A 12,018-nucleotide genomic window follows, 5' to 3' on the forward strand; every position below is an offset into this window, starting at 1 on the left:
AGTAAATATAGCTTGTTAAAAAATGAAAAAGATTTAACGGAAACCCAAAAAATCAAACTAGAAGCTATCAAAGAAAATTTCCCAAATTTGAAAAAGATGCACGAGTTAAAGGAAGAATTTAGAAAGATTTATGAAACCTCAGAGAATCCGACAGAAGGACTGCTATCCATCTCGGACTGGTTGGCAAAATCCTCCAGTGTTTTTACCAAGAGTTGTCAAACAATCCGAAACTGGTTTGGAGAAATCATTAGTTATTTCGAGCGAAGGACAACTAATGGGGTGGTCGAGGGAATCAACAATAAACTTAAACTAATAAAACGGAGAGGCTATGGCTTTAGAAACTTTCGGAATTTTTGGGTTAGAAGTATGTTGTCTTGGCATCTTGTCTGTTGATTTAGCATAAAGGGTAACGAAGAGCCTCGATTATTTTTTATTCCTAGGATGAGCGCCAACGGTTCGACCGATTCACGGCCCACCTCGCGCCCCTCCATCGGACAAACGAAATGCCTAGTACGCGACCGGAATTCGCGGGGCGTTCGCGGGAATTCCGTAGAGCCGCGCGCCATTTTCGTAGAGGATCTTTCTCTTCACGCTGTCGGTAATATCGATCCGATCAATCATTAAATCAACGGCACCTGGAAAGGGCGCGTCGAAATGGGGAAAATCGCTGGCGAATAAGAGCGTGTCCTCGAAACCCGCGTCGATCAGGGTCGGCAGAAGCGGATCGTCCGCGTCAACACCGAGGAAACATTGCCGCTTGAAATAGGTGCTGGGTTTTTCCGGTAATAGAGCGTGATCTTTCGCGAAAAATTCCGCGTGACCGTCCATGCGATTAAACCAAAAGGGCGCCCAACTAGCCCCACTTTCCATAAACCCGAAACGAAGACGCGGAAAACGCTCCATCACACCGCCGGTTATTAATAACAGGACCGCCATCATCTGCTCGAAAGGATGACTGATCATGTGTCCCTGCATGGTGTTGTGAATTCGTTCCACGCCGATTCGGGGAATGTTGGCCACGCCGTAGCCTTCATGAAACATGACGGCGATTCCAGCCTCCTGACAGACAGACCACAATCTTTCATAATTGGGATGATCTACATTAAGACCGCCCACCGTATTCGGTCGCAACATCACCGCCGAGAAACCTTTGTTCCGAACTCGTTCGGCCTCTTCAACCGCCAGAATCAAATCCTGTTGGGGAAGGATGGCGATCGGATTGAGACGACCCTCGCTATCGGCACAATAATCCGCTATCCAATTGTTATAAGAACGGGTCACTTCCAGCGCGAAAGCGGAACTTCGGAGCGCCGGTAATAAACCGAGCACTTTGGAGGGAAAAATATAGGTGATATCGATGCCTTCGGAGTCCATCGCCGTCAATCGATCGGCCGGATTCAGTCCCCCTTTTTTGAGCGCTTCCAACACGGTGATCGCGGCTGGGTCATCTTTTTGCCAGCTTCCAGGTGTATAGGTAGCGCCTTGGGTTTTCCCGAACCACGCGGCGGCGGTTGGCTGGCCGTGAAAGGTCGCGGAAGGTTGTTCGATGATCCTACCTTCCGCATGGAGTTGTGAATTTTCATAACCGGGCATCCAGTCCGCGTACTTTTTCGGCATCGTTTCTCGCCACCAACTATCATCGTTCGGCAAAACGATATGACTGTCCGCGTCTATTACCTGGAAACTCACTCTCCGTTTAACTCTTCGCATATATTCGCTCCAAAAGTTTCTCTAAACTACGGTTGTAACGATTCCGATCAAGGAATTGACACGATACCAGAGATGCGCGTAGTTCGGCGCTCCCCCCGGTAAACCGGTCGATCGGAACGAAAAATCGACTTTTCTCTCCAGATTTCGACGGTTAGCACAAAGTACGATCTTTGTCAACTTTCTTAGGTAACGCGATGTGCAGCTAAAAACGACAGAATCAGGGTTCCAGAGGATACTTTATCTCTGCTGATTTCTGAAAGCCTTGTAAATCAAGACTAAAAATATAGTTGCACACGGGGTTAATTTATTTGCACTAACTCATAGTAACTGTTCCTATGTGCTGGGATAATCCAAAAAACGCAAGTTTTTTAAAATTGGTCAAAAAGTTCGGCGTTGTCAGATCAGAATATGAAAGATGCAATGCAATCCTTGCTATCAAAGTAATTTGAGTTCCAAGCTGATTCGGATCATCTTTCAATTTGACAACGCCCTTTATCTGACAACGCTTGATTTTCTCTCCTTGAGTGTGTGACTGCTCACCTCTTTGTAATAAACCTACACCTGTCAGGATGGGGGTGTAGGGTGTGGGGTGTGGGGAAGTGGGGAAGTGGGGAGAAGGGAGAATAAATAAAAATAATCTCCTGTCTCCTGACTCCCGAATAGGACTATTTTTTCAACTGCTTAACCGCTTGATAGATTTCGGGTAAACGCTTGTAAGCGGCTGCTGCCTTGAGGAATAGTTTATGAGGCATAGCAGGAGAGCCAGAAACCACTTCTCCTGCCCCAATATCGTTGTGAATGCCAGTTTGGGCAGTTGCGATCGCACCGTCCCCGATCGCTGCTTGATTGGCAATGCCCACCTGTCCTGCTAAAATAACCCGATTGCCCAATTTTACGCCTCCTGCCATGCCTACCTGTCCTGCTAGGGCGCAAGCTTGGCCAATTTGGCAATTATGGGCAATATGGACGAGATTATCGATCTTAGTCTGGCTACCGATGCGGGTTTCTCCCACTGCCGGACGATCCACGGCGCTATTACAGCCAATTTCTACGCCATCTTCTAAGACCACGATACCCGATTGTTCCATCTTAAACCAGCCTTCGGGAACCGGCACAAAACCGAAGCCCTCCGCACCGATAACAGCGCCACTGTGGATAACGCAATCATTGCCGATTTGTACCCGTTCGTGAATGGTACAGTTAGCGTGGAGAGTTGTGCGATCGCCAATATGTACCCCGGGGTAAACAACGGCGTTAGGATGAATGCACACCCCATCACCGAGGATGACATTCGCTTCTACCACAGCATGGGCCCCAATGGCAACTTTATGGCCGATTTTAGCCGATGGATGCACCACGGCGGTGGCGTGAATGTAGGGTTGGGGCTGAAAGGGTTGATAGAATAATTTGATGGCGTGGGCGAATAAAAGTCGGGGATTGGCACTAGCTAACCAAACGATACCGCGTTCGTCGGCCTGTTGTTGTAAATTGGCATCCAGGGGCAGAATTAGGGCAGTAGCCTCAGTTTTGGCGACAAAGGAAGCAAATTTTCCCCCTTCGATATAGCTAATCGTATCGACTAGGGCGGTTTCGATGGGAGTTATGGCTTTAATTTGGGGATTTCTGTCGGGATAGGCAGTTAAACTGTGAGCAGAGACTAAAGGGCTTAATTTTTGGGCAATTTCACTAAATTTCATAAATATATATTGCGATCTAGATAGGGCTGATGATAGGATGGTCTAAGAGTCTAAAACTATACCGATAATCTTGTCGTTATTATAGTCAAAAAAGTTGCCAGTTTTTTAGGGAATAATTCCTGTTTTCCATTTCAACAAAGCCGACATCGATCTAGAGCAGTTTTTCAGATAAGTTTGCTCTCTCCAAAACTGATTGAGTTGACTTTTTAATACTTGATCGAGTTAATAAAATTGACCCGAACAGTATTAAGGTGATCGGAGTTGATGGTTAGGCAACTGTTGGAAAATTTAGGGGAAAAATTACTGACTCTCCCCAAGAAAGGCTAAGATATACCAGCTTAAAACTGGCTGAATATTTTCCCACTCGAGAGACAATAAACTTCGCTAAAAAGGAGAAGCTAGAGAAAAATCAGCTTAAAAACCCCGTAGTTTCACGACGGCTTTTGTTGATTTCTTCGGAACCTTGATCGGTCACGGCAATTAAAGACGCAGCGAATCGCTATCTTTTAGGCTTTGTCGTTGAGACTAAACTGGAAACCCTGGCCCAACAATCGGCAATCAGTGGGGATTGCCAACGAGTGCCACCTTCTCAACCTTTGAGCTGCCAGTCATTACCGCCGCAGAGAGCGCAGTGAGCAGATCAAATCTACAATACCAGATTTTCAAGTGGGGAATCTGGGTTAAAATAGACCGAGAAAGTTAACAAAAAAATTGTCTCGCTCAAGTGGGCGAAAATCAGCTTATGACCCTTGCGGTGGCGATCAAAAACTTAAAAAAATCCTACGGTCAGACAGCAGCGGTTAAAGATATCTCCTTTACCGTGGCAGCGGCAGAAATCTTCGGTTTACTCGGTCCCAATGGTGCGGGGAAAACCACCACGATTCGCTGTCTTTGCACCCTTGCTAAACCCGATGGCGGCAAAATCGAGGTGGGGGGTGTCGATGCCCTGAATAACCCCAAATCCGCCCGTAAACGCCTGGGTTACGTTGCCCAAGAAGTCGCCCTCGATAAAATGCTCACCGGCCGGGAACTGTTGCAACTACAAGCGGCTCTCTATCACATTCCCGCTCAAAAGTCAAGAGAGCGCATCAAAGAATTAATAAATCTTTTAGGATTAGAGGAATACGCCGACAAAAAAACAGGAACCTATTCCGGCGGCATCAAAAAACGGCTGGATTTAGCTGCGGGATTACTGCATCAGCCGGAGGTTTTGGTGCTGGATGAACCGACTGTGGGACTCGATATCGAAAGTCGTTTGATTGTCTGGGATTTTCTGCGACAATTGCGGGCGGCCGGAACCAGTGTATTAATTACCAGCCATTATCTCGAAGAAATCGACGCTTTGGCCGATAACTTGGCAATTATCGACAATGGTATCGTCATCGCTCGCGGTACCCCCTCACAACTGAAGGAGCAACTGGGTGGCGATCGCATTACCCTGAAAGTGCGGGAATTTTCCCCAGAGGAAGAAGCTTTCCAAGCGAAAGAATTATTATCCCGTCTGCCTTTTGTCGAAGAAGTAATCGTTAATACCGCCCAGGGTAACTCCCTGAATCTCATCGTCACGGCCAATAGCAATCCTTTAAGCAAAATTGAACAAACCCTAGCCGAATCGGGATTACCCGTGTTTAGCATGGCCCAATCCCGTCCTAGTCTCGATGATGTCTATCTAGCAGCTACCGGACGCACCCTGATGGATGCGGAAATTGCCGCCGCCAGCAGTCGCGACCTGAAGGCGGAGAAAAAACAAGCGATGAAGGAATCCTAGACCGGCGAGAAAGGCAGTAATATTGCCCAATTGTCCCGTTAAATCATCTATAATTGGACAGATCGACTATCTATCCATCAATATGAAAGATAAACGGGTATTGCTGACCGGCGGTACGGGAGGACTGGGTTTAGGAGTCACTCCGGCGGTTTTACACCATGGCGGTCATCTAACCATGACCTATCGGGAGGAAAGGGAGGTAGCTCGTCTGAAATCTCGGCTGAGTGCGGCGGAATTTGAGCGTATTCGCTTTGTCAGGGTGGATTTAACCCAAGAAACTGCCGTGGCTAGATTAATTGATGATCTCGGTCGGGTCGATGTTTTAATTCATCTAGTCGGGGGTTTTACCATGGGGGCGACGGAGGAGTTTAGCTATGAAGATTGGCTAAAAATGTTTGATTTAAACCTCCATAGCACTTTTTTACTGTGTAAACACTGTTTGCGCTCGATGAAACTTCATAATTATGGTCGTATCGTCACTATCGGTTCTCGTGGTGCCGTACAACCGGGGGCAAATTTGGCCGCCTATTGTGCCTCGAAAGCGGCGGTAGTGGCTTTAACCCAAGCGATCGCAGAAGAAACCAAACAGACTAATATTACCGCTAACGTGGTTTTACCAAGTGTTATCGATACTCCGAGCAACCGGGAAGCGATGGGAGAGGCAAAGGCCAAGGACTGGGTAAGTCCCCAATCTCTAGCCGAGGTGATCTGTTTTCTAGCGGGGGAAGGGGCGAAAGACTTGCGCGGGGCGGCAATTCCCGTCTATGGTTCCCTGTGAGTGTTTTTTGTCTTCGGGCTGATACACTGATGACGGCGCTCGCTCTTGCTAAAAATTGGGTTTAATTTATGCTTATTCCGATTCTTATCAGTGTTACTATCTTACTTTTATCCTATCTGCTCGGTTCAATTCCCACGGGTTATTTAATCGGTAAATACAGCAAAGGTATCGATATTCGTGACTATGGTTCCGGTTCCACCGGGGCCACCAATGTGTTGAGAACTCTGGGAAAAACTGCCGGGGCGACGGTGTTATTAATTGATATGTTAAAAGGAATGGCGGCGGTAGCCCTGGCACGAGGACTATATTTTATTGATGTCAATCTTCTCCCAGAAAGTTGGTATTATTGGTTAATTATCGGGGCAGCATTGGGAGCAATCATCGGTCATAGTAAATCGATTTTCTTGAATTTTAGTGGTGGTAAATCCGTCGCCACCAGTTTAGGGGTTTTATTAGTGATGAATCCCCTAGTGGCTTGCGGAACTTTGGCGAGTTTTTTAGTTATTCTGGCACTTTTCCGGATTGTTTCTTTAGGTTCAATTATTGGGGCGCTGGTGGTCAATATTTTAATGATTGTTTTGGGTCAACCTCTCCCCTATATTTTATTTAGTTTGATGGGGGGAATCTATGTGATTGTTCGTCATCAGGGTAATATTAAAAGATTGTTGGCAGGCACAGAACCGAAAATAGGTCAGAAAGTACAGCCATCATCGGAATTAGGTTACAGCGTTTCTTCTACAGATGAAGTGTAACCTAATTTCCTATCGTCTCTAGACGACTGGCTCATGTTTCCCGTTCCCTAAAACCAGAGACTTCCTAACTCACCCTTAAGATAACTGGTACTAAATCTGTTGAGTATAGGCTACATATCAGGACAGGCAATAGGCAATAGAAGCAATAAATAATTCTTTAAATAACCGGATTTAGCATCACCCTTAATTATTGTTTTCCTAAGCCTAGTTTTCTGGTTACTTTAAAGTTGGTTTCGGTGTTTGATAGGGTTTGGGACTAATCGAAGGGACTATCAAAAGCAATAAAACGGTGGTGCATTCCCATAGGATAATATCGGTCAGTTGAGTGCCTTTTTTAACTAGCCATCTCTGCCGCTAGTTTAGAAAATTGGTGTAAGTCCCTAAAGATAGTCTCAAGTTTCTCACAACACAAAGACTACCCGATCAACTATACCCAAAATCGCTCGATCGATTTAGCGTTTGCGTTTGAGTAATTTAGAAATGCGTCGATCATACCGCAACCAACGCCAAATTTTAATAACCAATTCCTCTACCCATAAAATGATCGCATCTAATCCCTCTAAAATCCGTTCTAAGGGGTGTTTAACGTAGCCGACGGGGGTTGATTCGGTTTCTAACCATTCCTCGTTAATTGGTTGAATTATCTCCTTAGCATAGCGGGGATCTAATTGGGTGGCGGGGGGAGATTCTCTGGCAGTAATTTCAGCGGCGGCCGGGGGGATTTTTTGTAAAGATTTATTTTGTTTTTCTTGACTAAAAGCTTTTTTTGTGGTATCAGGCTCGGCTGGTGTGTCTGGGGACTGGCGAAGGGAATTAGCGGGGTTAAGGCGGGGTTTTTCGGAGTCTTGGGGGGAAATAGCCAATATATCGGCGGATTCTAGCCAATTTTGCTCGCTGACGGCGGAAAATGTCAGGGATTGGCGAGAGGAAAAGAAGTGATCGATCGCCGCTTGGATGAGTTTGCCGATCGTGAAGGGATCCGCTTGGGTTTGTTTTTCTAGCCAATCCTGGAGACGTTGCTTGAAGGTGATCAGCAGAGAATTAGGAAGACTTAGGGGATATTTTGCCGATAAAGCGGGGGAATCAGCACTATATTCTAAATTATTCTTCTCTTTTGCCCAGAAATGCTCGATCGCCGCATAAATTAACCAATAAAGTCGCCAGAGATAGGAGGAATTTTTCTCCAGATTCGGGGACTGGTTAACGAGATCGGAAGGTAGGTTAGAGGTGTGGCTAACACTGCTGGGGATTGCGGGGGAGATAGCGAGAAATTTAGCCTCGAAAATTGCTAATTTTTCGTCAATAACTTCTAAAATCGCTTGGGAATTTAAATTAGGCAGTGGTAAGGAGGGTGGTGTCGGGGTTTTGACGAGATGGGATTCTTGGAATAGATTTATCGCGATCGCGATTTGTCCCTGTTGTTCCCAGCGTAGTAGGTTCCAAAACCAACGTATCGGAGGCAAGACAGAATTTTTATCGGTAAAATTTGGTAATAAAGGCGGATATTGAGGATTTAATCGCTTAATTCTCCGTTTTTCGAGGGCGTAGTTAGCCAGTGCCGTCCTAATTTGTTTTTCTATTTGTCTTTGGGTTTGATTATCGGTGATTTTAACAGTCTGGTGATCGTTAGTGACGAAAACTAAAGCTTGATCCTCTAAATCGGCTGCTATGCCAATAAATGCCGTTTCTTGGTCAGATAAGCTCTGTAGAAATTCCGCGATCGCATCCGTCCCCTCTTTGCCGGGGGGTGATAATTGTTTCTGGAGACTGTTCCCCAATTGATTAGCCGTCACCCGCAGCGATTGTATCAGTAAATAGACGGGATAGATGGCTATTTGCAGGGCAAGAGCGATCGCATTTTGACCGCGACGGGAAACGCGGCCGAGGTTATCTTTCAGACGGATCAAGCGACGGTTGATCAGGTTGAACAGTCGGCTTTTATAGGGATCGGCAGCCATGGATTTTGGGCGATAACATCTTCATTTAGACTATCCTATTGTGCAAGGGCGGGATAAAAAAATTTTTTGCTAAAACCCTTGACTCTAGGAAAGATTATTGTTATATTTAAAAAGGTCTGAAATCCAAGCCCCCATCGTCTAGTGGCCTAGGACACCTCCCTTTCACGGAGGCGACAGGGATTCGAATTCCCTTGGGGGTATGCAAAAAAGTCAGAAGTGTCAAGCTTCTGACTTTTCGGTTTTTTTCTCCCGTTGATGGCTTTTCGGTAGGGTGACGGTGAAAATTGTTCCTCGATCGATCTGACTTTCGACGCTAATTTGTCCATGATGACTGAGGGTAATCGCTAAAGCGATCGCTAATCCTAATCCTGTTCCCCCGGAAGTGGCGGAATTTTGCCGTGCGGGATCGAGACGATAAAAGCGATTGAAAATATGGGACAAAGCAGCCTCGGGAATCCCGATTCCGTTATCTTTGACGCGCACCAGTAACACCGATTGTCGATCGCGTTTACTTTTTTCCAATTCCACTGCCACATTTTTAGGCTCAGATTCGGGCAAAAAAGCGTGTTTTAGGGCATTAGAAATTAAATTTGTGAATAAACGAGCCAATTGATCCCAATCTCCCTCCATAGTAAACATTTCATCGCTGTAGGAAAAATCCTCTTGGTTCGGTTCCACAATCGACAAAGAGAGGCAAATTCCCTGCTTATCGGCGATTAAACGCTGTTCTTCCACCACTTCCATCAATAAAGCATCCAAAGGTACAGCTTGCTCGATCGGTTGGACGATGCCACTATCAGAACGGGCTAAAAAAAGCAGATCATTGACTAAATTGCCCAATCTTTCCGTTAAACGCTCGATCACCTGCAAGCGTTGATCGCCAGTTTGGGGATAAGCGATCGCCATTTGCACGTTAGTTTGGATAGTGGCGATCGGATTGCGTAATTCATGGGAAGCATCGGCGGTAAATTGTTTTAAACTCTGATAGGACTCTTTTACCGGTTGAATGGCTAAACCGGACAAAAACCAACCAATCCCGGCGACACTGGCAATCATCAGGCAAATTCCGACGATTAAATCCAATAATAGCTGTCTAATTGGTTTTGTCACCTCAAACCAAGGATGACTTACCCGCAGATATCCCAAAACATAATGATCGATTTCCACCCTTTCGGTTATTTGTCGCAGCAGACGATCATCGGATAAGCGAATAGTTTCCCCCTGACGGTGGGGATGGAGGGGAATATCTAAGGATTCGGGCAGAGTTGACCAAACTAGATTACCTTGGGGATCGAACCATTCCAAATCTATATGATCGTCCTCCACGGATTTACCCTGACTGGGAAAACTTGCGAGGGGATCGACGCGATAACGTCCTTGGTTCGGGGGAATCGATTCGATCACGAGGGAACGATTTACCACCTCAATGATGTGTTTGAGGGTATCATCAATGCGATCCACTAGGGTATGCCGCACATAAAAATACATTCCCGTAGCGAGAAAAAGCAGTAGTATGGCAGTGACAACAGTGTACCATAAGGCTAAACGGCGGCGAGTGGCTTGGAACACCGATAATCTATTTATTGGCTAGAGATTTTTAGGGCAATGTATCCTATTTTACAGCTTATTTGAGCGATTTAATAGTGGAGAATAAGTTATTTTTAGCTATAGGGAAAAACTGACGGTTGCCAAGAATAGCTAGACTTGAAGGCTCATAGTCCTTAAAAATTGCCGCTAACAAAAGTATTTTTAGATACATTCTTCTCAATAATTGTTTGAGTAGAACTACAAAAGTAGCCAAAGTGAATTATATTTAACCCTATGGCAACAAGGCTGACAGGAACGGCTAAAAATATTTTTGAGCTTATTTGAATTAATAACAACTATAAATGATGAATTTAAATTACTGGTTAATGAAATCGGAACCCAATGTCTATAGTATCGGGGATTTAAAAAAAGACGGTCAAACTATTTGGGAAGGAGTGCGAAATTATCAGGCCCGCAATTTTCTCCGTCAGATGAAGCGGGGAGATTTAGCCTTTTTTTACCATTCTAATACCACCCCGCCGGCGATTGTCGGCTTGATGCGCGTAGTGGAAACCGATATGATCGATCCCACACAATTCGATCGCGATAGTCCCTACTATGATCCCAAATCCTCTCCAGATTCCCCACGCTGGTGGACGGTTAAAGTTGAGTTTGATCGCCTTTTTCCCCAAATGCTGCCCCTAGGAATTTTAAAACAAAATTTTACCGCCGATGAATTATTATTAGTAAGGACAGGAAATCGTCTGTCAGTGATGCCTGTCAATCAAGTGATCGCCACAAAAATTCTCGCTTTAGTCCCTCGTCAAGGAGTATAAACTATGAACCAAAAAGATGCTATTAATTTACTTTCCCTGATCGGGGGATTATTAGCTGCTATTGTAATTTTAGCGGCCTTTAATGCCTATGTGATTATCACTCCCGGACAAGCGGGGGTTTTAAGTGTTTTAGGAAAGGCTAAGGACGGGGTTTTATTGGAGGGATTGCACTTTAAACCTCCCTTTGTCTCTAGTGTCGATATCTACGATCTTACGGTGCAAAAATTTGAAGTTCCCGCCCAAAGTTCCACTAAAGATTTACAGGATTTATCTGCTAGTTTTGCGATTAATTTTCGTCTCGATCCGACGCAGGTAGTGGCGATTAGAAGAACCCAAGGCACGCTGCAAAATATTGTCGCTAAAATTATCGCCCCTCAAACCCAAGAATCCTTTAAAATTGCCGCCGCTAAAAGAACCGTAGAGGAAGCAATTACTCGACGCAGTGAGTTAAAAGAAGACTTTGATAATGCCCTATCGACTCGGTTAGAAAAGTATGGTATTCTAGTTTTAGATACCAGTGTGGTAGATTTGAATTTTTCTCCGGAATTTGCCCGGGCTGTCGAAGATAAACAAATCGCAGAACAACGCGCCCAAAGAGCCGTTTATATCACCCAAGAAGCGGAACAACAGGCCCAAGCAGAAGTTAATCGCGCTAAAGGGAAAGCTGAGGCACAAAGACTATTAGCAGAAACTTTAAAAGAACAGGGAGGAGGATTAGTTTTACAGAAAGAAGCGATCGAAGCTTGGCGCGAAGGTGGAGCGCAAATGCCCCGGGTTTTAGTCATGGATGGATCGGGAAAAAATAGCGTACCATTTTTATTTAATTATAGTGATTCTTTGTCAGAAAATACCCCCTAAATTCCTGTCCAAGCTCAGAGGCATTTTAAAAGAAACCTTGCCAACTTCTCAAAATTACCCGGTGATATTATCGACAAATGGCATTGAAAACAATCTCTAGCTCCTTGACTATTTGAGGATGAATAAATTGATGA

General features: G+C 45.2%; 10 protein-coding genes and 1 tRNA gene. 7 read left to right on the forward strand and 4 right to left on the reverse strand.

What is annotated here, in order from left to right:
• Nucleotides 1–393 (forward strand): transposase (locus tag H6G40_RS13415; protein ID WP_190537810.1); only part of this gene is annotated, 393 nt, incomplete at its 5' end.
• A 114-nt stretch (nucleotides 394–507) separates the two neighbouring features.
• Here H6G40_RS13415 and H6G40_RS13420 read toward each other — a convergent pair.
• Together H6G40_RS13420 and lpxD are read right to left on the reverse strand one after the other, a co-directional pair.
• The gene (locus H6G40_RS13420; RefSeq protein WP_202950802.1) at nucleotides 508–1,617 is read right to left on the reverse strand and encodes an amidohydrolase family protein; all 1,110 of its coding nucleotides are present in this window, start codon (nucleotides 1,615–1,617) and stop codon (nucleotides 508–510) included.
• 758 nt (nucleotides 1,618–2,375) lie between these two features.
• Entirely contained in the window at nucleotides 2,376–3,407 is a 1,032-nt protein-coding gene (lpxD, locus tag H6G40_RS13425; RefSeq protein ID WP_002736576.1) for a UDP-3-O-(3-hydroxymyristoyl)glucosamine N-acyltransferase, read from the reverse strand.
• 742 nt (nucleotides 3,408–4,149) lie between these two features.
• Here lpxD and H6G40_RS13430 point away from each other — a divergent pair.
• The 3 genes from H6G40_RS13430 to plsY all read left to right on the forward strand — a co-directional run bounded on the left by H6G40_RS13430 (nucleotide 4,150) and on the right by plsY (nucleotide 6,705).
• Nucleotides 4,150–5,175, forward strand: a complete 1,026-nt coding sequence (locus tag H6G40_RS13430) for a daunorubicin resistance protein DrrA family ABC transporter ATP-binding protein (protein WP_002736431.1) — start codon at nucleotides 4,150–4,152, stop codon at nucleotides 5,173–5,175.
• A gap of 82 nt (nucleotides 5,176–5,257) precedes the next feature.
• Complete coding sequence (gene fabG / locus H6G40_RS13435) at nucleotides 5,258–5,953, forward strand: 3-oxoacyl-ACP reductase FabG (protein WP_002735437.1); 696 nt, start codon at nucleotides 5,258–5,260, stop codon at nucleotides 5,951–5,953.
• A 68-nt stretch (nucleotides 5,954–6,021) separates the two neighbouring features.
• Complete coding sequence (gene plsY, locus H6G40_RS13440; protein ID WP_002736324.1) at nucleotides 6,022–6,705, forward strand: glycerol-3-phosphate 1-O-acyltransferase PlsY; 684 nt, start codon at nucleotides 6,022–6,024, stop codon at nucleotides 6,703–6,705.
• A 452-nt stretch (nucleotides 6,706–7,157) separates the two neighbouring features.
• On the opposite strand, the gene H6G40_RS13445 is transcribed toward plsY, so the two are convergent.
• The gene (locus H6G40_RS13445) at nucleotides 7,158–8,663 is read right to left on the reverse strand and encodes a hypothetical protein (RefSeq protein ID WP_190537812.1); all 1,506 of its coding nucleotides are present in this window, start codon (nucleotides 8,661–8,663) and stop codon (nucleotides 7,158–7,160) included.
• A 127-nt stretch (nucleotides 8,664–8,790) separates the two neighbouring features.
• Here H6G40_RS13445 and H6G40_RS13450 point away from each other — a divergent pair.
• Nucleotides 8,791–8,863 (forward strand) — tRNA-Glu (locus H6G40_RS13450).
• A 19-nt stretch (nucleotides 8,864–8,882) separates the two neighbouring features.
• Here H6G40_RS13450 and H6G40_RS13455 read toward each other — a convergent pair.
• A complete protein-coding gene (locus H6G40_RS13455; RefSeq protein WP_002736017.1) occupies nucleotides 8,883–10,232 on the reverse strand; it encodes a sensor histidine kinase in 1,350 nt (449 codons plus the stop codon).
• A 320-nt stretch (nucleotides 10,233–10,552) separates the two neighbouring features.
• On the opposite strand from H6G40_RS13455, the gene H6G40_RS13460 reads away from it, so the two are divergent.
• A complete protein-coding gene (locus tag H6G40_RS13460) occupies nucleotides 10,553–11,026 on the forward strand; it encodes an EVE domain-containing protein (protein ID WP_069475107.1) in 474 nt (157 codons plus the stop codon).
• Between the two features lie 3 nt (nucleotides 11,027–11,029).
• Nucleotides 11,030–11,884: a prohibitin family protein gene (locus tag H6G40_RS13465; protein WP_002736027.1), complete on the forward strand. Its 855-nt coding sequence runs from the start codon at nucleotides 11,030–11,032 to the stop codon at nucleotides 11,882–11,884.
• Nucleotides 11,885–12,018 lie beyond the last annotated feature (134 nt).

The sequence above is a fragment of the Microcystis viridis FACHB-1342 genome (assembly GCF_014698335.1).
GTDB lineage: Bacteria > Cyanobacteriota > Cyanobacteriia > Cyanobacteriales > Microcystaceae > Microcystis > Microcystis ichthyoblabe_A.